Origin of the sequence: Wolbachia endosymbiont (group A) of Oxytorus armatus (assembly GCF_964027005.1) — a bacterium.
Classification (GTDB): Bacteria; Pseudomonadota; Alphaproteobacteria; order Rickettsiales; family Anaplasmataceae; genus Wolbachia; species Wolbachia pipientis.
The window spans coordinates 440,980-463,788 of the sequence record NZ_OZ034719.1 but is presented as its reverse complement, the minus strand read 5'-3'; the positions used below and the strand labels follow the sequence as shown (position 1 = coordinate 463,788).

Genomic DNA, 22,809 nt, shown 5'->3' with positions numbered 1-22,809 from the left:
TTACTATCATAACGTTACCCAAACTTCTATATCAAAGCTACATACTGTAAGTTCAATATGGAAAACACATTAACCACTTAGCATTTAATGTCTACTTCATCCATGTTAGTATTAGGACCATCAAACTTGGTCTGGTATCTCTAATTATTTTGGCTACCTTCACTTTAAATTTTCCACTACTTGGCATATTATAGCTCCACCTCTTATATTATAACCTACCTATTGATATTACCTCCAAGCTTGGTTACTCCTATCTCAGAAAGACAAGTTGATACTTCTGAATGGCTGTGAACTGAAGCATTACTTAAATAACTTTGAGGCTCTAAACTCATTTGCTTTGCACCATCAACTTCTAATCTACCATCTCTGTTGTGTAATATCTGCTCTATTGATTGATTTAGCAGACCCTTATTAAATTGAGCTATAAACTTGTCAAATTTCTTCGGACTTAATTTACCAGCTTCTTCACCAGGACATGCTTTTTCTACATACGATTTTAAAATCCCTGAAATTTCATTGAATTTACCACTCATGACTTTTCTAATAATCTCTTTCTGCATTCCCATATAATCAATATTTAACCGGTGCATTGATATGCCACTTTTTAATCCAGCTTGCTCTACTACTTTCTCAAATCCCTTTGTAATATTGAGTGTATATCCCTGTGCTTCTAGTGGAGATATAGACTGATCTACTGTAGAAATATACTTCTGACCTGTAACTTTTCTAATTAATAAATCAAGTAACATTATTGTACCATTAAAATCAACCTGTGATAGATAGTGATCTCCCATTTCTAGTATTATATTTCCGCTACTAGGTTTAAATTTAACAGGTGTTTGCCTTTCACGCATTTGTTTTATATTTGCATTTACATAATCGATGTTGTCTCGAAAGAAACCTCCATTTTCTTGTTTTTTATCTGTACCATCAGATGGTAGTGTGGTACTTGTTGAACTACTACTACTTACCGAAGCTTTGGCAAATTGCTCATCAACTTGTGGTATTGAACTTGCAGTATTTGATGCTTCCTCAGATAAAGCAGCTCTAAAACCACCTACAGAACCTTTTACCCACCCAAACAAACCATTTATCCATGAAGATGGTCTTGTGCCACTACTTGCTGCTATCTCAGGTTGACCACTCGAATCTAAGGATTGACTTAGCAAATAACGGCGGTTACGTTGTACAGGTTTTTCTCTTTCTTCCTTGATTTCTTTTAAATATCCTACAACATTATCATGTTTTTGATCGATAGCAATGTCTAAAGGTGTTTTACGATACCAGTCTTGAGCATTGATATTAGCTCCTAAGCTTACAAGGTATTCTACTACATCGAGACGACCACCCTTGGAAGCCCAATGTAATGGTGTCCACCAATTCCCATGAGATCTGTAACCATCTTCCCAATTAACATCCACTCCTTTCTCGACAACAAAAAATTTTACAATATTTTTATGACCATGAAAAGCAGCAATATGTATAGGAGCCTGACCATCTGTAGTCTCATATTTCTTAGAATAGAAGCCAGCACCTTTCTCTACAAGGAACTCAGCAGCCTCTAAGCTTCCAGCTTTAGCAGCATAGTGTAGAGGTCTCCAATAATCATCACCACAATCATTAACATTTTCTCCTTTGCTAACAAGAAAACGTAGATTTTCCATATCATTATTTTCAGCAGCAAAATGCATAGCTTTTTTACCACGGGCATAATCTCTACTTCTTTCTTCCAAATATTGAACGATATCTGTATGTTCTGCACCTCTAGCAATGTCTATAGGTGTTTTACGATACCAGTCTTGAGCATCGATATTAGCTCCTAAGCTTACAAGGTATTCTACTACATCAAGATGACCACCTTTGGAAGCCCAATGTAATGGTGTCCACCAATTTCCATGAGATCTGTAACTATCCTCCCAATTAATGTCTACTCCCTTCTCGACAACAAAAAACTTTACAATACTTTTATGACCATAATAAGCAGCAATATGTATAGGAGCCTGACCATCTGTAGTCTCATATTTCTTAGAATAGAAGCCAGCACCATTCTCTACAAGGAACTTAGCAGCCTCTAAGCTTCCAGCTTTAGCAGCATAGTGTAGAGGTCTCCAATAATCATCACCACAATCATTAACATTTTCTCCTTTGCTGAGAAGAAACTCTATAATATTTTTATTATTGCTCTCAGCAGCAACATGCACAGGTCTTTTACCAGAGTTATCTGCAGCATTAATATTGGCACCTTTACGTATAAGGTACTCTACTACATCCAGATGGCCACTCCAAGAAGCCCAATGTAGTGGCGTCCAGCCGTCTTTGTCAACCTCATTAACGCTTACCCCTTTATTGAGAAGAAGTTCTATAATGTTTTTATTATCGTGCTCAGCAGCAATGTGGATAGCCTCTCTGCCATAAACATTTTGAGCATTAATATTAGCTCCTTTGTCAACGAGGAGTTGAGCAGCCTCTAATTGACTAAATCTAGCAGTGTAGTGTAACGGTGTCCAACCATTTTTATCAATCTCATCAACACTGACTCCCTTGCTGAGAAGAAACTCTATAACATTTTTATTATTGTTTTCAGCAGCAACATGTACAGGTTTTTTACCAGAGTTGTCTGCAGCGTTAATACTAGCCCCTCTGTCAACAAGAAACTCAGCAGCCTCTAAACCTCCTCTCCATGCAGCATAGTGTAGTGGTGTATTACCTACCCTTTCAGTATCGTCGATGCTTACTCCCCTGCTCAAGAGAAACTCTATAATGTTTTTATTATTGTTCTCAGCGGCAATATGTATAGGTTTTTTACCATAAATACCTACCTCTTGAGCATTAATGCTAGCACCTTGATTGATAAGCTCCCTCACTTTATCAAGATTATTTTGCCTTACAGCATTAAACAGCTGCTCAGTCGATAAAACTAATTTTTCCTTATCAAATTCCACTATAACATCTTCTGAGTTACAAATAGAAGCTATACACTTTGAGTTAGAAACTATTGCATCATTAAAAGCAAATATCATTTCTCTTGCTGGTTGATAAGTTTTCCAATTCTCTACTTTTACAAGAGTGTTATTTTTATGTGATAGCAATAAGGTATCATTCATAACTCTCATATTGAAATCTAATATAGACTTATCTTTCAAATCAACTAAACCAATATCGTTCTTGTTAACAGGTTGATTATGATAAATCTGTAACCCTTGCTCATCTGGTTGGTAATACCTGAAAGAACTAAATTCATCAGCTCTTTCTCCAAATTCTTCTGGTTCCATAACTCTATTGTTCAGTCCTATAGATAAATCCCAGTTTTTATGAACAGAAGAATAGTAATCCGATATTGATAATGCTCCTCTATCTGATAACAATAGCAAATCATTATTTAGCTTCAAAAAAAGTACTTTGTCTGAGTCAAATGTGAAACAATTATGATGATTTAAAAGGTTAGTACCATTAACACTAAACCTTCCATCTACTTTTAAGCTATGAGAGCAATAATCTCGCTCTAATTCTCCATTCTGAAGTTTGTAATATTCTTCCCCATTAAATGTAACTGTAACATCTTTATAATTTGATAGCAGGGTTACATTTAGGCCATTTTTGTTAATCTTTATTTCTCCTTTATTATCTTCTATAAATGGCATATCATTTAACGTACTATTTAGTAGACTAAAATCTAATATACCATTTGCTTGAGCAATCATAATATTAGCGTTTCTGTTATCGAAAAGATAAAGATGGCTTATATTACTTGGAGCTTTCCAGTAAAAATTATGGTGATCCTCATCAGGGTAAAAAATATGATTACTAGAACTACCTACAACACCATGATAATTAGTGTTTAATAATTGCTTTGTAATATTAAAGTTTGAATTGTCCATTTTTTGCAGATTATCCAACTTATTATCTAATTTTGTTATGTGCACATTTGTTACTCTATCAGTATTAATGTCTACTTTTGTTGGAGTTACAAACAAACCATCTGCTGTTTTTACCGATGTTTGTTTATCTACACTTATAAAAGCTCCACTTTTATTGTAGATATTTGTTATATTATTAGCGTGAGTCATACTACCTATATCACTAAAATTTATCGGCAATAATACTAAACCTTTCCCATAAATAGAATCACCAAAATAACCCTTTATTGCAGTAAAGTTTTTTGCTGTTATTACATCATTGCCACCTTTACCATCAACATAACCTGCATGAGAAACTTCTATATGATTAGCTTCGTTACTGCCAATGACAGAGTGTATATCCTCTGAATCTTTAAAATTCCCTCGTGTTATAACTGTATTACTCTGTCCAGCAGAAGAACCACCTAAATTACATACAAAATTATCCTTTGCTATGTAGAAAAAATTTGTTCCTTGTTTATGAACATCACAATTACTTAACTGATTTGTAAAATAATACCTATTCTGTACACTAGACCCTTGATTATTGATTCCATAACTATTAAGTAATATATTTTTACCATTGAAAATAACATCAACGGTATAATTAGAAGTCACATTTATAAAAGCATTGTTATTAGACATATAAAATAACATCTTTACAGACCCAGAAGGATTATTTCTGTTATATGAAACTGCATTATAGCAATTGGTCATATGTTCTTGTAGAAACCACCTTTCTACTGTTCTACTTAATTTCATGTTACTATACTGCGATGCACTACTGCATGATGCGCCACTTGGTAGACTAGCCAAGGTTTCTTTGCTTACAATTTGTACTGCAATATTGTCGTCATGTGGTCCACAAACAACATTATAGTTTCCAACAGCACTAGGAATTATTCTAGAATTATGCTTAATACCACTAGTGTAAAATGGATACGTAATATTTGTGCTTGATTCAAAATCAAATGTATCATCAACTATCCTTGTTTTAGCACGGCACTCATTCGATACACCATGCAAAGCTTGACCAAATGCTAGACCGTATCCTTCCAATTGTCTTTTATCTCGAGAACGAGCGCTAGTAGCATATTCTTCTTTTGTAACCAGTATAGAAGGCAGTGAAATAGCTATTGTATCATAGTTATTCTTAAATTGATCTAAGATCTTTGATATATACTGTTTATATATTTCTTCTGCTTCCATATCATGTTCTATATAATCTGGTACTTTTTTACCAAGAAAGAAATCCCAATAAAGATCATGCTTTTCCTGATCTGTAAGACTCATTTGTTCTGTTAACTTTTCTACCTCAAGCCCTGCTTCTACAAACTGTGATATGACAATAACAGCAACTGAGACAGCAGCACCAACTGGACCAGCAAATTCTCCTACTACTCCAGTTTCTAAGCCTGCTACTGACATTGTTTCAGTAACAACCGCAGGGACATCTGCAGCAATAAAGATAGAATTAGTTGCGATGTTTAGGTCATCAATCTTTATATCTACAGAATCTGTTGCACTCTGACGAGCCTTTATCGACTCTGCTAGCCCTAAAAATGCTGCCAAGTTACCTATGGCACGTCCCATAACTGGCGCAAACCCTTTTAGCATCTGAGAATCAAGCTTTGTTCCTAACTCTAATATTTTTCCAGAGATTTTTTCACCAATTTTTGGCATTACCCAGAGATTTAATGCATCGTAGCCTAATCCCTCCATGTCTCCATTTGCTATATGCTTACCAACTAAAAGTGCTGTAAAGGCAAGACCTGCACCTTCTGCTACTTTTCCTATTCTTTCTGCTACTCCTGATCTTCTCAGAATATTTTTCACTTCTTCTTTGTTCTCTATATTATCCTTCATTTCTTTCACAATATCCCTAATCTCTGGATCTATCGAATTTAGGTCTACATCCTTGATCTTTGCTACAAATGCTTCTTCAACATTTTTGTCTATAATTTCACCTTCAGATATCTTCTGAGAAACCTTAAAAAGCTGGTCATAAAACTCAATATTCTTTACTCTTTCTGCTACCTTGTCAGCATTAAATAACTCTTTGATACGCTGTTCTTTTTCTTCCTCTGTAATCTTTTCTTCATCAAACGAATCTATGCAGGCCATATTTACACTTCTTTCTCTTCTTGGTTTTTTACTTGGTGGATACTCCGGTGATGAAGATTCTCTTTTAGAACACTGCCCTACAGTAGGTAACATATGAACTGAACTATGAACTACTTCAACAGGAATAAATCCTTCCTTAGCTGTCCTACTTGTTAAAATAAGTTTATTCGGATTATTAGATCCTTTATCGAAAACAACACCGATAAATTTTACCTCATCACCATCTGTAAGTGTTTTATAGGTAACACCTTCTTTGTACTCTTCATTTATTTGATCATTTGCTTCCCTCAATAAAGCTTGAGCCCCTTTACCCTGCCTTGATGCCTTAAGTTCCAATCCTATTGGAGTATACTCTTCAGCATTTCCACCTTGAGCTACAAACTTAATACCATGAACTAGCATATCAATGCGTTCCCCTCTACCAGTTTGAAACTCAGTTAAAACTAATGCTCTAGTTTCTGGTGATTCTTGTAATTTTAGGTCGCTATAATAACTAAATGCTCCATTCAATATTCCCTGGAAATGAGCTTCTTTATTAACGAGGCTCTTAAAAGGGAATATTCCTTCTCCAATTTTTTCTAATAATCTACTATATCCTCTTATTGATAAGGATTGGATATCTAGTGCTTTATCAAATGTTTCTTTTAACTCATTAGGATAAGTAACTTCTTTAAAAGTACCTTGAAATCTATTATCTCCGTTGTTGTACTCTTGTAAAGAATTGTATTTTTCAGTCCAAATAGTAAGATATCTTTTAAAATCTGACTTATATCTAGTATCAAAATTAAGATTTAATTCGACTATTTCCCTATTCTCTATTTCCTTATTTAATCTATCAAGAGGAAGCACTTCATTCATCCCGTTCAAAACATCTTTTCTGTTAGCTTCAACAATATTTATTACATAAACCAACTTTTCTGTATTTTCTGGAATAAGCACCATTGTTACAACTGCATGACTCGCATCAAGATTAGCTGACAGCCTCTCCCTGGCTCTTGCAGCTGCTGTACGTCCAAGCCCACGAAGATTAGGATGTACCTCGGTAGGTATATTGTTTCCATAGATAAAAATGTATTTTTTGAAACCAGTTTTTAAATCTTCAATTCTATTTAACAGTAGTGATTGCCCCAGTAAAAACCTGCTAAAATAATGATTATCTCCCTTCTCCGATGTACCAGGAAACGTATGATAAATACGCTCTAAATTATCTTTCACCTGTCCTTTTAATTCTATTGTTCCAATCCTTTGCGTATCCCAGTCATCAGCAGATTTTAGCATATCTTGAAAAAGAGGGATTATTTCTTCTCCACGATTTGATACTTTAATATCAGAGATAGGAGATGGATTATCAAGATTTACACCAACACATAAAATGTTATCCGCAGTAGTTAAAACTCGCTGAACGTTTGGCTGGAAGCCTTGTGCATACTTTTCTGCTTGTTGCAAAGCTTTATCTGGAGTAGCATTAGTACCTGCTCCCGCTTTTAACTCAATAATAATAGGAATAGAGTCTAATGCACGATCAGGACCACGAGCTAGCAGGATAATATCTGCATAACCCCTACCTGCAAATTGCTCTGGATAAACTCTAAGATTATACCTATAGTGGAAATTCATGAAAACGCCTACCATAAATCCATGATGTGCTGCTTCACGTGCACTACTATCATAGGTTAATGAGTTTTCATATTTAGAATGAACTTTACTAATCTCTCTAAGAATTCCCTCAAGAGATTCTTTAGCTGCTTCTTTATCAGAATTAGCAAGTTTTTCTATATCACCTTCTGGATTACTCCATACTCCTTTTTCTATTTCATGAAATTCTTTGCTAGTAGCAGAATCAAGTATCCCTTTAGTTTCCATATTAACAAAAATACCATCCTTTCCTTTATAGATCTGTACTAATCTAGATTCCATTTTACCATTAATTTCATTCTTAATCTCTTCAATTCTATTCTCAATATCTTGTTCAGTCAGTCCCTTAGACGCTATGTTCTCCTTTAATATGCTCTCCAACTCATTAACAGTAAACTGATGGCCACGCTTACCTTCTGAAATGGAAAATAAATCTATATTATTAATAGCGTCTTCAGCATTTCCAATTTGACCATTTTTAACAATAGCTACTTTTAAAGTTTTCGAAGTATCAAAACTAAAATAAATCTTTTTAATATTTAACTTTTCTGCAATCCCTGTATCCAGCAAAGTAGAAAAGCTCCCTAAGAAGAAGTGAGTAAAAAATCCTGCTTTTTCTACAGAGTGTAAATAAGATGGAATCTGATCCACAAATGACTGAAATCTTGTTTCAAAAGATCTAAAATCCTCTTCTTGCTTGCTTGTACCAACTTCTGTACCTGCTTCTTCTATTAATAACTGTATTAACTCAAAGTCTTGTGGCCTTACTTTACCCATGACTCTTTTTAAGCCTTTTGCAAGCTCTTTATCATTATCAACAATACTTCTTTCAAGACCAAAATTATAATGGTTTCGTTTACCTGGTGCACCAACATGAAATAATTGTATTTGAATATCCCCATTACCATATGAAGGAAGTTGCACTTCACCAAAAACACTAATTGTTGCACTAAGCATCCCACTCATTGCTCTTATTTCAGGTTCACCTCCCCAAGTATTAAGTTTTCTCATGTTTTCTAAGTAATCTTTGAAACTTAGTCCACTTTCACCTTCAACAAAATTTCTAAACTCGCTTTCATGATAACTTATGTGATCAACTACTCGATTGCGAAATACATTTCTTACTAAGTTTGCAAATGTATCATCATAATTCGCAGTACCTAAATTCCGAACCAAACCTCTAATATGATCTAAATTTTGGGTTACAGTTCCATCATTTCCAAATAGTACTTCATACCTTTGTCGAAATAAAGCATCGTCGTTTCTGACGGGTATTAAGTAAGCCATAGTAACAGACCAAAACAAGCAACTACCGTCTCCTGGAACATCGATTCTCTTAATCCGACTTCCACTTTCGGAATCAACATCAGATCTCCGATAACGCTTGAAATGAGGAAATTCTTTAGCTTGCCCTATATATTCTATCTCATCCGATGATTCAGTAATCTTTGAATTAACACCTTCTTTTTTTAAATGATCTGTTGGATATTGTATCTTGAACATAAACCCCCTTCATTATATTATACTAAACCTACTATACCAAGCTTATTATATAACAATTAGAGATATCAATAATAAAAGCTATTTTTACCCATATGCTGGCTTATGTATATAACATTTGTATTATAATGCAACATCTTTTTGACAGAAGCTAAAGTAGTAACAAGAAACCACCACCTGCTTTATAGAATTGCCTTATAATACTTCTCAATTACCCAAACCTAATTGCTCACATGCCTTGCTTAATTTAACCTCAGTTAAGCTAGCAGGCTCTTCAGATCTAGGCTTACCGTATGATGAAAATTTATTTAGTGAATCAACATCTCTTTTCTCTAACACAGATCGTATATACTCCGCTTGCCTAGAATCCATAAATTCTTTGATTTGATCAGGATTAGCCTTATCTAGTATTGCCCATACTGGTACCATATAACCTTTATCAATTAGAGGTACTAATAACCTTCCTTGAAATACGGAATTACTTCTCATCTCTTTATTTAACAATAAGGTACGATGGCTATTAAATCCATCTCTCATCCACATATACATAAAAAGATTTACTCCTTCATCTATACAAGACCTTGAATAATTTTCTAATTCTTTTATATATTTCAACCAAATATAATAATAATCTTCTGAAATACTACTTGGCTTTAAGCAGTCAAACAATTTTTGAAACTGATCAAAGCGAAGTGCACTCTGTAGCGTGCCTAAACTACCATAATAACCATTTTCAGCTAAGTCTCTTTTTAGAAATTCTGGATATTTATCAGGGCTTATCTGGCTGAAACAAAACTCGAATATTTCAGGATAACTATTACAACGACTACCTGCTGCATACACTGCTGTTTTCATGAAGATCTCATCCTTTTTCTGTTCGCTCATCTCACTTTCAGGTAATGATTTTATTTTATTCCAGAAGAATTCCACTGCCTGCTCTTGCTTAAAACTCATAGCACACTTAAGCCCGTACTCATATGGATGACAGCCATCTAAATTTAGTTTAGAGATGTAACCACTGATAAAATGTGACCAAAAAACTATTAAAAGGTTCCCTGATAGAGTCTTAACTAAGTGAGAATACTCCAATAGACTGCTCTTACCTTGAGCTGATAGTTTATTTTTCCTCTCTTCAAACAAAGCAACAATATCCTCTTCTAGGCAATAACGACAAGCTATCTCATATCTCTTTTCAGCGCTAAATGGATTATTTGAACCTTGCGCAATCAATTTTTTGCCTACTACTTGCCTATCAAGCTTAAGTCCGTGTAAATTGTCTACTTTTTTCCAACAATCCTCGCTAGATAGCACTTGTGCAAGAAAATTACGTCCTTTCTGACCGCTTTTTTGGTGTAGACGCCAATTTGCATAGCACCAGCGTTCAATTTGAAAAAGCTTAGATGCTCTATAGGGGTCATCCTCTTTAATAGACGAAAATAAAACTTTTGGAATATCTGAACGCAGCATAATTACCCCTTTATGAATGGAAAAATATGAAAACTGGTACACCTAACATACACTACAGTAATTTAATACTATTTTAGGCAAGATATCCTATCTTTAAATTTTGTCAATCACTATTTTAGAAAAATTTTTTAGGCTTGAATAATTTGTGACAAAAGCCTCTTAAATAGTCAAAATACATGACCTCTTGTTTATTTTAAATTTTATTTTTGTCATAAGCTTGTCTTAATTCTTCCGCAAGTAAATCAATATTAATTTAGCAAAATATATTATTAAGATCTCAAGTAAAATAACCATTTCCAGCGTTTAAAACCAAGTGTGGTGAGAGCTTTTTGTTTTGGAATGCATTGGTCTTCCAAACGATACATACGAACTTTTTTATATGGTGATTTTATTATACGCTGAAATCACCTATATTGCCTTACTTTCGCTAAATCTACATATGAACTGTTTTGCCTAACTTTGTTGTAAAAATTCCAAGCTTTTACTTTTAAAACGCCGCTTTTGTTTAAATTGTTCTCACAACAGTACGTACTTTTTTATGCTTTTGAGACACAAACAGTAAACAAAAGAATTTGCTTCCACACTGGTTGCCATGGTATTTCTATAGAATATCTAATTTGCTAATAGCTCAAGATTAACCGTATGCAAAACTCTTGAGAAAAGAAAACGCACTAATTATAAGCTGTGGACCTTTTACTATTACAATAAGAGCAAATAATATTCCACACAAGGATACCAACACTCCAAGTATCGAGACAAGCCCGTCTTTATTCATAATACCAAGTGAAATAAGAGTCGTACCGATTGCTGGAATGAAGTGAGTCAACGGAAACGGATTGGCTATCACCAATACGCAAACCAGCATTATAAATGCCAAAATCTTTTCACCTGGCCCACAGAAGATAAAAGACATTCTCGGTTTCATGAACTTTTCTATTTTTTTTAATGCAGGTAAAGTTTTTTTAACCACAAGGGCTAATGTTGAACGTTTAAAGGATTTCCTTTCCAACCAACGTGGCATCCAGGGAGAATGAAACCCAAGCAGAAGTTGTAATGAAAACAAGATTAAAGGTATAGAAAGAATAGTTGTATAACCAGGTGGAACCGGTATAGGCACCGATAGCGGCAAGGAGAAGATGATTATTAAAATACCAAAACCACGTTCTTGTAAAGCTGTTTTAATGTCAAACAATGTCACTTTATCACTATCAGCAGTACCAGTACCTGCAACCTCTTTTAGAATATCAGATGCTAATTTTTTATCTTCAGTCAAATTCTTACCCCTTTTCACAATTACCTTTTAACCAAACGACCCAATAATTAGCATAATCACTACTATAACACAACATCTATTCTTGATTTAACTGATTCATTCCTCTTTGAATTTCATACTTATGGTCTTATCTGTTTCGATACAAATTTTCGTTATTAGAAGATAAATGAGGTATATTATGAATTTGCTTAAACTCTTCAATTACAGGCAAAAAGGCCCTTTATACTGTACTAATAATGGTATTAGCTACGTGCTTTAACGTTATTATAATATTTTGCATATAAACCTATTTTATAAAAATTCACAATATGAATTAGTAAATAAATTATGTTTAAATCAGTTGCGTATATAGTAAATATAATGCATTGTGTGCCTTTGTTAATAGAAAGGTATAAGTATGCCTAGTTCAAGGCAGGTAGTACAATATAACTCATTTGATAGTAATAACCTTGAAGACACTACTTTGCCTTGCGTATTTAAAGATTTTACGATTACTTCTGAAGAGATATTTGAGATTGGTAGTGAGGGTAACCAAGTAATAGATAATTCAGATGGTGAAATAGAAAGGCTGCAACAAGAAAACTTTGATCTCAAGAAAAATGAAAAGCTCTTGGAATGCTATAAAGGTATAGCGGAAGAGTATGATCAAGAAGTGAGTGAGCTCAGCAAGAAAAATCAGATCCTAGAAAAGAAAATTAAAGAGCTTGAAGCTCAATTACAAAGAAAAACAAGAGAATTAACTAAAAATGGCCAAGAAATTGAACAGCTAAAACAAGAAATAGAAAAAGTATTATTGGACGTGAAGAATAAAAATGACATAATAGGGAACTTGGACAGCAAATTAGAAGATATGAAGAGTGAAATACAGATGATAGACAAAAAAAATGAAGAGTTACAGCAAAGGTTAAATTTGGTTGAATCTAACTCAAGTAGACTAAGAAAAGAAAGTGTAGTGCTGGTAGACAGTATAGAGGATTTGAAGAGTAATTATGAAAACCAGATATTAGAAAAAGATAAGGAACTTAATGATGTAATAGGCCAGCTCTATGTTTATTTATCAGAGCGTGAAGAACTGTTTGCAGAATTTAGTTCATTGCAGAATGAAAATGAGAGTTTAAAACAGAAAAACTTCTATATTAGTAATGAAGTGTCTCTTGAAGATGAATTAAACAAAGAAAACGTAAGAAAAGAAATAGTAAGACCTCAGTCTACAACAAAAGTGGAAATGAGGCGTATCAATGATAATGATGACCAGGAATCAATATGGCTATATAGAGAAGCAGAAGATTATCAAACAGGTGAAGATAAAAAACCTAAAAATACTAACTACGACATTGGAGTATGGAATGAAGATGACGATGAAAGTAGCGATGATCAAAAATCAACCTGGCTGTACGAAAAAGTAGAAAACAATCAAGATTATCGAACAAGTGAAGACAAAAACCTTGAAAACACTGATTACGATATTGAAGTATGGAATAAAGATGACGATGAAAGTAGCAATGATCAGGAATCAACTAGTGAAAGTGACTATAATGTTAGCTATTGCTTTGATTATGATGAAATTGTTGGTAGGACCTACGGTCAACTAGTCTACAATGCAAACATAATACGTAAAAAAGATTCTTTTTCCTTAGCAAAAGTAAAATTAAGAGAAAGAGAAAGAGAAAAATATGAAAGTATTTGGCAAAAAATAGATAATATTCATGATGAATTGGATGCTTTGGGTAACTATGGTAATGAAGAGGATTATAAAGAGTGCAATAAAAGACTTGATAAAATTGTAAGCGAGGCGCTGAAACAAAGAGTAATGTTCACTCTTCCGTATAAAGCTAATATATCTTTAGTGGATCGCATAATTGATACATTGCAAAAGCTATATTTTTCTTACGATACTACCCGAATTTATGGATTTTTAGATGAGAAAAAGATATTGCAAATAGTATCAAGAGGTGCGTCTTTAAATAGATTTAGCGATGAAGAACATGGCGATTTCGTGAACATAATTTGCTCAGATAGATACGCTCTAGATCAACGAGAAAAAATACTTTTAGAACTTAAGGACTTGGTGTACAAAAGTATCGTAGACGTAAGTGTAAAAACTGATGATCATGATTTTGAGTTAGAGATGGACAATGGACACTTTTGTATAAAATATCCAAAAGATAGTGTTGTCGAAGTTGCAAGAATATTCAACAATAAAAAAGCTAAAAATTTAGGTCTGGAAATTGGTATGCTTCAAGTTGGAGAAAGTATAGTTAGAGTTGAAAATGAAGAAGGAGTTAGGAATTACACCGACATTTCGGAGGGTAGAATTGAAATGTCTTTTACTACTTACTTTGGGAAGGTCAGTGTTTATTTATCTACTAGTGATAGAGATAATAATAAAATAGAAGTAAAGCTCGCCAACGAAGAAAGCATAGCACGTTTTAGTAAGTTGGAGGATAAATCAAGTTTAGGGGGGAGCTGTCTTTTAGGAGGAAAAAATGTTTCTATAGGCATAGAAGATGGTTATTTTGAAATAAACAGTGACGTTTCTGAAGAGTTAGCTAAAACTATGAAACAGTCAGATTGTACAATAGAAAAATCATATGTTCCATCTAGCTTTATGAAAGAAGCTTATTGCAATCAGTTAGTAAATGAAAGGGGAATTTAAAAATCAGGCTCAAATATTTCAAAAATAACCATTCAAAGCAGCATTTTTTATACAACTTCGTTTTCAATCTATCTGGAAAGAAGATATCAAGTATTCAAAGTCCAATTCGACAAATCCATAGTCCATTCTTCCTCTAGCTTTTTTATCACTAATCCAAAATTTAGGTATAATACCAAATATCATAAATAAGTAGGCAAATAACTCACAGAACAAATAGTTTTGATCGAACTTTCCGTAATATTACGAATGAATGCACATATAGTATCCTCCAATAAACTAACAGAGTCATATATTCTATTTTTAATGAGATTGTCTTTCAAATATTGCCATAAACGCTCTACTGGATTTAACTCTGGTGAATATGGAGGTAAGTAGATTAAGGTAATATTTTGTGGTATTTTTAAACCTTTGGATCTATGCCATCCTGCACAATCCACAATAAGAAATGCCTCCCTTGTTCCTAAATATTGTGACATCTGCTCAAGGAATATATTCATACAATCAGTATTGACGTTTGGTGCGAATAAACTAGAAGTCTCTCCATTTCTAGGATTAACTGCACTATAGAGATAAAAGTTTTGCCTACCTAATTTCACCTTAACCTGTGTCCTAATGCCTTTTTTAAACCACCCGTGTCCAATCTTTGAATGTGTGCCAAACCGCGATTCATCGAAGAAAAATAGCTCTTTTTCGGGATACGTGACAATAGTTTCATTAAGATTTTTTTTTAAACTTTTCTTGTTTATTTTTATCCTGTTTATTGTGCACAGGCCTTGGAGTAATATACGAAAAACCTAACTTTTGCATCAGTCCATGTGCTGTAGACTTACTTACCTCAATAGAAAACATTTTCTCAATTATGATTTTTAATTTCTTAGCCGTTAGGTTGGCTCCTTCTTCTGCTATGACATTTTTAATTTCTTCTTGCTGCTTGTAGCTCAACTTCGGCTTTACTCCACGTCCTGGTTGTATTTTAAACGCATCGACTCCTCCTTCCTTAAATCTTGTAATCCACTTCATCAATGTAGTTCTAGTAATTCGGTATATTTGAGCAACTTTTGTTATTCCATATTCTTTTCCAGATATTATTGCCTGTAATCTTCTTCCTATCTCTCCTCTTATTCCGTGCTTCTTTAATTCCAGGTTACACTTATTATATCATTCTTCTCCTATTGCTTTACTTTTTCCTGCCATAACTCCTCACTAATTCTTAAATTGTTCTATTTTAGAAATTTTTCTTTATTTGTCTATTTATTTTTAGGAATTGGTATTAGTTTATTGGAGGATACTATATGTGCATTCATTCGTAATATTACGGAAAGTTCGATCAAAACTATTTGTTCTGTGAGTTATTTGCCTACTTATTTATGATATTTGGTATAAGGTATTGAAACTAACAAGTGGAATGATTACATAATGCACATATTAGTGAAAGGAGGTACAACATGAGTAATATAGTTCATTCAAATAAAAACAATAACCGTGATAACTTTAGTGTAAGAGGGTTACAAAGGGCCGTTGATGACATATTTGATAGCTTCTTTACAGGATGGAATCCAGAGCTTTCCAGAAGAAGCAACAGTCTATTACCAGCTTGTGACTTTTATGAAACAAAGGAAAGCTATTGCCTCTCATTAGAGTTACCAGGTATTTCCAAAGAAAGCATAGATATTAGTATATCTGGCGATAGCTTAATAGTGAAGGGTGAAAAGACATGTGATAACGAGTCAAAAGATAAGCAGTTTTATCATCGAGAAAGGTACTATGGCTCTTTCTATAGGTCTATTCAGCTTCCAGTAAATGTGGAGCGAGATAAAGTATCTGCTAGTTTTTCAGATGGAGTATTACATGTAACCATACCTAAGTCAGAGAAACACATCAAGAAGATTGATGTAAAGTAACCAGTAAGTGGTAGCAGGCTTCTAGTTTGAGGCTTGCTATTTTGAATCATTATAGATAGAATATAATAAAGTTCTATTGTCTTTGCGTATTTGTTGTACAGATGGTGTAAGGCCTTTGTTGCGTTTAGGTGTTGTTAATAATCTATTAATGGTTCTTATGTTATAATCAAGTTTAGGGGCTTTAATAAGTACGGACTATGACAGAAGCAAATCCAATAGTTACGTTGAAGGTTAAAATTAAAGAATTTAGCTTTAGTAAATTAAAGGCTGGCGAGAGCAATAAATCAGCACACTCTGGTGAAACAATGTATTTCGATCTTCCAAGAATGAACTTTGTTATTAATGGAAAGATTATAGATACAGTTTTAACCTCTGTGTTAATGGAAGGAGCGAAATATCGCAAAAGCAACCTTTTTAATAGTTATGATATATATAGCGCTGAAGCCGCAAGCAAAAAACAAAGAGAAATAGATAAAGATCATGGCAGGGCTTTTGTTAATTCAGTCCTTAAGGATCTTGAAAAAGAACTTGCATATAACGCGTTAAGTGAATTGTGGGAAAGTCATTGTGAAAATCCTGAAATTCCTGATTATCAGAAAACCAATTCGTACGGTAGAGATTTTGAGAGATTTTACAATGCTGGAAGAGAGCATATGCATCTATTACTCAAAGTAGGAGATGAGAATAAGAACTACCGACCATTTGTAAAGGAAGTTTTTAAGGAAATGTTTAAATATGCTGAAGCAGAAGTTCCGAGTGCCCCTATCTTAGAAGAACTAGTTACTAATTGTAATCAAGCAGGATACTTAGCAGGTATATTTATTGAATATCACTCTGCACTTAGCAATTATCGATTAACAACGCAAGACCCTGACAAAGTAATGAATATTGATTACACTGACCATAATAACATAAGAGTAAAGTCTGATATGGAAATACCTGTAATCAAATTTGATAATCCAGGGGAAAAAATATGTGGTCTATCCACCTCACTGGAATTTACACTTGAGTCTCAAGATGGAAAAGATGGTGTAACCTATAAAGACGGTAAATTATCACTCACTGTTCCCAAGGAATTAAAAAATTATAAAGAAGGAGATAGAAACTTGCTCTCTATTATTAGAGAATACTTTCAAAAATTCTGTGAAAAATTGGGATTTAAATTTGAGATGGAAACACAAAAAATAGAGCATGATTTAGACGATTTGCCGAAAGTAAACAGTCATCTTCAAGGCCTAAGAACGCCTATTTCCAGCAACGACCATATCATCGGTCATTAAAAGTAAGTATGTGTTGTCAGAACGAATGAAAGTTCAGTTAAGCTTTTTCTAAAGTATAGCATTTCTCCTAATAGTCCGAATAGGGTAAGATATGTGGGTAAGGTTATGTTTGACTTGTGTTGTTTTTTTGCTATTGGTTAATTTAATGTAAGTTAAAGATAAATTAAGTGGATAAGAAAAAGAAAGTATACTTATTTAAAGTTTCTCTAGACAAAAAAATCTACCGTGAGATGGAATTGAAAGCTGTCTTTATAAATTTGCAGAAACTATCATAAAGGTCTTTAGTTTTGAGTTAGATCATTAATTTGGTTTTTATAGTAACATAAACGATATTTATGAAAGTAATGAAGTATACACTTTATTTTATAATACTGATTATAGTTTATGCCTAATGAAAAAAGCGTCAAAAATTCTTATATCTACAAGGTTTTTGAGCCAGATAAAAAAATGATTTTTCTTTTTGATTATGGCGATAATTGGGAATTTTTAGTAGAATGTTGTGGCATTATTGAAGCAGAAGCTGGAACAAGATATCCAAAAGTTACTAAAAAGCAAGGAGAGGCTCCTCCACAATATCCTGACTACGAAGATGAGTAGTGTAAACAATATACCTATTAAGTTGATGGATTGCCTTGAGGAAAATAGCAGCAGGTTTAGTACTTGGTTAGTAAATTAGAAGTATTTCTTAGGAAATTATTTTAATATCTGTGTTTTTTAGGAATGTTCTCTTGCGTTGGATCGGAAGAGCTCTTCTACCTTCTCTAGCTTTGTACTCGGTTCTAGGGTACTGTACAACGCAAAGCTTATGCATGCCAATCCAGCAATCACTCCAACTGTTCCTATAGTAGGCATTTTCATAATATGTGATACAATACCACTTACCAGTAGCACCACCCCAACGGCACCAGTCAGAATCGCTCTCCGTTGCATTGCTTTTGTTGATGATTCTTCATCTGCAATTTTGAAAGATTTATCGTTAACACAAGGGTTAGAAGAAAAGATTCTTAAAGCATTCAGCTCTTTTACCACCGTTCTTCCTGAGTTAGCGAAATTCCCTTGATTTTCTTCATTCCTTTCATAATCTTCACCATTATTAATCTTCTTGCACGGCTGAGTGCCAGTTTCTGCGGTTTCTTCTTGTTGTTCTCCATAAAAATTTTCTTTATTCTTATCCGAAACTTCTTCAATATCTTCTGAAATATTATAAGCCACTGATCCTTCCATAATAGTTTCTATTAACGAGTTTTTTTCTTCTTTGTCACTTGTCATATTTGGATTCATCACTTCCTTATCATCCCAAGGCTCAAAACCTTCTACCCTTACTACACCATCTTTAACAGTACTATATGTACGTATTAATTCTCCATGACTTCCTAAGTAGTCCGAGACTATTTTCGTACGATTAAACTCCTTAAAAAGCCCATGTTTTTTAGCTTCTTCTAAAAGATCATTCTCAGCTTGCTTATTCTTGCAAAATCTAGCATAATGTAATAGTGTGAATACGTCTCTTCTACGTTCATATATATCAACTATTAGTATCCACGGAATCTTTCGTGTATCATGAAAGGATTTACTAATTTTTTCACTGATACTTTTACCCTCTTGTATCCTTTTTAATAGCTTAAAAAGCTCCTTTTTATCTTTGCTTGTTAACTGATCTTGATCAAATGGCAACTCATAGGTTATATCTGCTTCATTAGTTTTTCCGGTAATTAGTTTTCTCATATTATTTTTTTCTTTGTATCTCTTATGTAGCTAATTTGTATTAGTAAAGTATTAATCGTGTGATTTTTAAATCGCTAATTTGCAAAATTTCTTCATCTGCTCACTCCACAGCATTGGTATTTCCCTCAATTCAACTAACTTCAAACCCTTTGGCTGCCTCCCATTTACTATGTCTTCTTTGATCTTTGGTGCTAAATAATTTAACCTTAAAATTTGTTGTATACGTCTTGTACCTATATTAATTTTGGCACTTAGCTCTCCTACGCTTGCATATTTTCCCTCTTCTAGCTGACGTTTCCATAGGTGGGCTCCTACCACTGCTTTCAGTAACGCATTGTTTGTTTTACCTTCTGGCTCAATCACTGTACATTTATTTCCTTTCTTCTTCATTATTGGTATAAATTCCACCTTATCCTCCGAACCCATTTCTATTCCATCTTCTTTTACCATTACTCCTTTTATTAACTTTTTCACTACTTCTTTCTGTTTTCCAAAACTTAAATTTTTCCACTCTTCCGCTTTTTTTCCCCATTTTTCATATAGCTGTTCAGCTTTCTTCATCACTTCTTTTTCCACTTCTCCCGCTACTATAGTTCTGTTTATTGATTCACAACCTTTTCCCCTTAAGTGATTGTTACATATGTAATATCGATATCTTTTATTTTCTTTTTTTGAGTATGTCAGCGTCATGTTCACATTACAACTCTTGCACTTAATTATTCCCCTAAGTAGCGCTTCCTCATATTTTGCTTTTCTATATGGTTGATTCTTTATCAATTCCTGCGCTTTTTGCCATTTTTCTTCCTCTATTATTGCTTCATGTTTTCCTTCATACTCTTTCTCATAATGCCGTATTTTTCCCATATATATTGGATTTGTTATTATTCTTCTCACCGTCGCTTTTTTAAAGATATCTGATTTCGTATGGTACCCTTGGCTATTTAACTCTCTTGCCAACTCTGCCATTGACTTCAGCTCCAAATATCTTGCAAATATATGCTTTACTATTTTTGCTTCTTTCTCATTTATTATTAATTCTTTATCTTTTACATCATACCCAAACGGCAAAGTTCCTCCCATCCATAGTCCGTGTTCTTTTGATGTTGCTATTTTATTTTTTACCCTCTCTACTATCATTTCTCTTTCTAGTTGTGCGGCTCCTGATAACACCGTTTGTACGAACTTTCCCATTGGCGTATTATTGTCAAATATCTGCGTTACTGCTACAAAATTTACTCTATGTCTTCTAAAAAATGATGTTACTTCGATGCTGTCTTTTGTTTCCCTTGATAATCTATCTAGCGTATATACTACTACACAATCTACTTCTCCTTTTTTTACATCTTCAAATAATTCCTTTATTGCTGGTCTTTCTAAATTCTTTCCTGAGAAACCTCCATCGTCGTACCTTTTGGCCAATGCTACCCAGCCTTCTTTGCTCTTTATGTACTTCTCACATGCTACTCGTTGCGCATCTAAACTGTTAAACTTCTGCTCTAGACCGTCTTCATTTGACTTTCTCGTATATATTCCACATCTTATCCCTTTACACATTTTCCCTTCCCTTTTGATCACGCAAACCAAATAGGAGCGGCCCATTGTAACTCATTCCCATTATTTTTCCGGCTACTGCTGACAATGACGTGTAAAACTCTTCTCTGTAGATTAAACCCTTATCTGTTACCATTACCGCATGCGTCTCTTCTCCTCTCTCTAATATTAGCTCTGTTCCTGCTACTGGAAGTTTGTCACTACTTATTCTTTTTCCCTTCTCTAGCCGATCTGCCAGATACTCTAGTCTTTTTGTCCCCTTTCTTGACATTTCTCCATACGCTTTTTCCTGCATTCTATAAGCTAATCTTGGTATCAGATATTTCTTTGAGTATCTAGGCGCCTCTTCCCCAAATACCTTCTTCCACGTTTTTCTCAGCTCACCCAAAGGTTTTCTCTCTAAATTCATTACTTTCTTTTCTATTTCTTCCTCCATATTTTTAGCCTTTCATAAATAACTTTTCAATTCTGTCTGTTTCTTTCTTTAATACCTCGGTTACTTCTTTACTATAATCCATTGCTGTCATTCCAAATTTATCCGCTTGCTCTATTTCTCCTCCAGCTTTCACTAGCTCCTCCACTATTTCTTTTTCACCTACCATGCACGCAAGGTGTAGAGGTATGCATTTATTTCCATATTCCTCAGCATTTACGTCTGCTCCTGATTTTATCAATTCCCTCACGATTTCTAGACGTTTCTCCGTTACCGCTAGGTGCAGTGCTGTGTATCCTTCTATATCTTTAGCATTCACATTCGCTCCTTTTTCGACTAATAACTCCACTGTTTTTACCTCTACTGCATAATGTAGAGCTGTTCTTCCATTCTTGTCTCTTGCATAAATATTTTTATATGAGTTCTCTAATAGTGACTCCTCTTTTCCTTTTTTACTCATGACCTACCTCACCTTTTCTTTGAATTTAAATCCCTTTTCTAAGCCCTCCTTTTCACCACCTCATCTATCATCTCATTTACTTGGCTCATTATTTTGCTTGCTAAATTTTCACATTCTTCCTTTATTAGTGATTTGTCTCTCTTTCTTATTTCTTCTATCTCTATTATTTTTAGCTCCGGCATATAGCTCCCATTCAGCATGTCTGCTATTTCTTCCACTATCCTCTCTATTCCATAGCACGTCAGTTCTCTACTTTTTGTTATTCCTCCTTTTTCTCTCAGAAATTTACTCGCCCTTTCACTCTCTTTGCTATCACATAGACGATACTTTTCACTTTCCCAAATGTAATACATTGGTGTTGCACCATATTTATTCAGTTGATTAACCTCAGCTCCTGCTTTTACTAGCTCTTTTATTATTTCAACTCCTGCTCCTCCTATTTTGCATGCAGAGTGTAGTGGCGTACATCCAGTGACATATTGAGTGGCATTTACTTCTGCTCCTTCCCTTAGCAGCACTTTTACATTTTCTAAGCTTTTCGCAAATACTGCACAGTGTAGTGGTGTATAACCATTTTTATCTCTTGCATTTACCTCTGCCCCTTTTTTTATTAATAACCTCGCTGTTTTGTAATCAGAGATTTCTACTGCTTGGTGCAATATCGTCTCTCCTTCTTCATTTCTTTTATTAATGTTTTTAAACCCGTTACTTGATACTTCTTTAAAAAACTTACTAAAAGATTCTCTCTTTTCTTCGCTAAACTTCATACTTACCTCACAAAATTAGCTTTTCTAGCGCCAGATAAATTTCTTATGTTTACCTGCTGCTATTTAATTCATGTCCTTTTTAGCATAAGAAAGCAAGTCCTTTTCTTTTTATTTCATACACTTTAAACTATTGTTAATATA

Annotated in this window: 13 protein-coding genes; 4 read left to right on the top strand and 9 right to left on the bottom strand. The window is 34.0% G+C overall.

What is annotated here, in order from left to right; all coding sequences use genetic code 11:
• Positions 1–215: 215 nt before the first annotated feature.
• The 3 genes from AAGD79_RS02355 to AAGD79_RS02345 form a co-directional block, all read right to left on the bottom strand.
• Positions 216–9,158 carry an ankyrin repeat domain-containing protein gene (locus AAGD79_RS02355; protein WP_341811544.1) on the bottom strand — a complete coding sequence of 2,981 codons (8,943 nt, stop codon included), beginning with the start codon at positions 9,156–9,158 and terminating at the stop codon, positions 216–218.
• A 204-nt stretch (positions 9,159–9,362) separates the two neighbouring features.
• Positions 9,363–10,622 carry a hypothetical protein gene (locus tag AAGD79_RS02350; protein ID WP_341811543.1) on the bottom strand — a complete coding sequence of 420 codons (1,260 nt, stop codon included), beginning with the start codon at positions 10,620–10,622 and terminating at the stop codon, positions 9,363–9,365.
• 634 nt (positions 10,623–11,256) lie between these two features.
• Positions 11,257–11,913: an exopolysaccharide biosynthesis protein gene (locus AAGD79_RS02345; protein WP_141456732.1), complete on the bottom strand. Its 657-nt coding sequence runs from the start codon at positions 11,911–11,913 to the stop codon at positions 11,257–11,259.
• A gap of 379 nt (positions 11,914–12,292) precedes the next feature.
• Between AAGD79_RS02345 and AAGD79_RS02340 the strand changes: the two genes are divergently transcribed.
• Positions 12,293–14,551, top strand: a complete 2,259-nt coding sequence (locus tag AAGD79_RS02340) for a hypothetical protein (protein ID WP_341811542.1) — start codon at positions 12,293–12,295, stop codon at positions 14,549–14,551.
• A gap of 179 nt (positions 14,552–14,730) precedes the next feature.
• Here the strand turns inward: AAGD79_RS02340 and AAGD79_RS02335 are convergent.
• Positions 14,731–15,694 (bottom strand): IS630 family transposase gene (locus AAGD79_RS02335; RefSeq protein WP_264704656.1). Its coding sequence is split into 2 segments (ribosomal slippage): positions 14,731–15,279 and positions 15,281–15,694, totalling 963 coding nucleotides; the frame shifts between segments, so codons are not numbered across the junction.
• 302 nt (positions 15,695–15,996) lie between these two features.
• Between AAGD79_RS02335 and AAGD79_RS02330 the strand changes: the two genes are divergently transcribed.
• From AAGD79_RS02330 to AAGD79_RS02320, 3 genes are all read left to right on the top strand, one after another.
• The gene (locus AAGD79_RS02330) at positions 15,997–16,452 is read left to right on the top strand and encodes an Hsp20/alpha crystallin family protein (protein WP_141456730.1); all 456 of its coding nucleotides are present in this window, start codon (positions 15,997–15,999) and stop codon (positions 16,450–16,452) included.
• Positions 16,453–16,649: 197 nt separating this feature from the next.
• Positions 16,650–17,732, top strand: a complete 1,083-nt coding sequence (locus tag AAGD79_RS02325; RefSeq protein WP_264339566.1) for a hypothetical protein — start codon at positions 16,650–16,652, stop codon at positions 17,730–17,732.
• A 384-nt stretch (positions 17,733–18,116) separates the two neighbouring features.
• Positions 18,117–18,329, top strand: coding sequence for a plasmid pRiA4b ORF-3 family protein (locus tag AAGD79_RS02320; protein WP_141456728.1), 213 nt, complete (start codon positions 18,117–18,119; stop codon positions 18,327–18,329).
• Positions 18,330–18,446: 117 nt separating this feature from the next.
• Here the strand turns inward: AAGD79_RS02320 and AAGD79_RS02315 are convergent, their stop codons facing one another.
• The 5 genes from AAGD79_RS02315 to AAGD79_RS02295 all read right to left on the bottom strand — a co-directional run bounded on the left by AAGD79_RS02315 (position 18,447) and on the right by AAGD79_RS02295 (position 22,668).
• Positions 18,447–19,457, bottom strand: coding sequence for a hypothetical protein (locus AAGD79_RS02315; protein ID WP_141456727.1), 1,011 nt, complete (start codon positions 19,455–19,457; stop codon positions 18,447–18,449).
• 66 nt (positions 19,458–19,523) lie between these two features.
• A complete protein-coding gene (locus tag AAGD79_RS02310) occupies positions 19,524–21,011 on the bottom strand; it encodes a recombinase family protein (RefSeq protein ID WP_264704372.1) in 1,488 nt (495 codons plus the stop codon).
• Positions 21,004–21,444 (bottom strand): DUF2924 domain-containing protein, encoded by a 441-nt coding sequence (locus AAGD79_RS02305; protein ID WP_341811541.1) that lies wholly within the window; start codon positions 21,442–21,444, stop codon positions 21,004–21,006. The genes AAGD79_RS02310 and AAGD79_RS02305 overlap by 8 nt, the downstream gene beginning before the upstream one ends.
• A 4-nt stretch (positions 21,445–21,448) precedes the next feature.
• Positions 21,449–21,901, bottom strand: a complete 453-nt coding sequence (locus AAGD79_RS02300; protein WP_338481571.1) for an ankyrin repeat domain-containing protein — start codon at positions 21,899–21,901, stop codon at positions 21,449–21,451.
• A 38-nt stretch (positions 21,902–21,939) separates the two neighbouring features.
• On the bottom strand, positions 21,940–22,668 hold the full coding sequence (locus AAGD79_RS02295; RefSeq protein ID WP_265039209.1) for an ankyrin repeat domain-containing protein: 729 nt from the start codon (positions 22,666–22,668) through the stop codon (positions 21,940–21,942).
• Positions 22,669–22,809 lie beyond the last annotated feature (141 nt).

Bases quoted from the DNA above. Each gene is read 5' to 3' on its own strand.
- AAGD79_RS02305 (WP_341811541.1), bottom strand. From the start codon at position 21,444: ATGGAGGAAGAAATAGAAAAGAAAGTAATGAATTTAGAGAGAAAACCT.
- AAGD79_RS02310 (WP_264704372.1), bottom strand. From the start codon at position 21,011: ATGTGTAAAGGGATAAGATGTGGAATATATACGAGAAAGTCAAATGAA.
- AAGD79_RS02330 (WP_141456730.1), top strand. From the start codon at position 15,997: ATGAGTAATATAGTTCATTCAAATAAAAACAATAACCGTGATAACTTT.
- AAGD79_RS02340 (WP_341811542.1), top strand. From the start codon at position 12,293: ATGCCTAGTTCAAGGCAGGTAGTACAATATAACTCATTTGATAGTAAT.
- AAGD79_RS02300 (WP_338481571.1), bottom strand. From the start codon at position 21,901: ATGAGTAAAAAAGGAAAAGAGGAGTCACTATTAGAGAACTCATATAAA.
- AAGD79_RS02355 (WP_341811544.1), bottom strand. From the start codon at position 9,158: ATGTTCAAGATACAATATCCAACAGATCATTTAAAAAAAGAAGGTGTT.
- AAGD79_RS02350 (WP_341811543.1), bottom strand. From the start codon at position 10,622: ATGCTGCGTTCAGATATTCCAAAAGTTTTATTTTCGTCTATTAAAGAG.
- AAGD79_RS02295 (WP_265039209.1), bottom strand. From the start codon at position 22,668: ATGAAGTTTAGCGAAGAAAAGAGAGAATCTTTTAGTAAGTTTTTTAAA.
- AAGD79_RS02320 (WP_141456728.1), top strand. From the start codon at position 18,117: ATGCCTAATGAAAAAAGCGTCAAAAATTCTTATATCTACAAGGTTTTT.
- AAGD79_RS02315 (WP_141456727.1), bottom strand. From the start codon at position 19,457: ATGAGAAAACTAATTACCGGAAAAACTAATGAAGCAGATATAACCTAT.
- AAGD79_RS02325 (WP_264339566.1), top strand. From the start codon at position 16,650: ATGACAGAAGCAAATCCAATAGTTACGTTGAAGGTTAAAATTAAAGAA.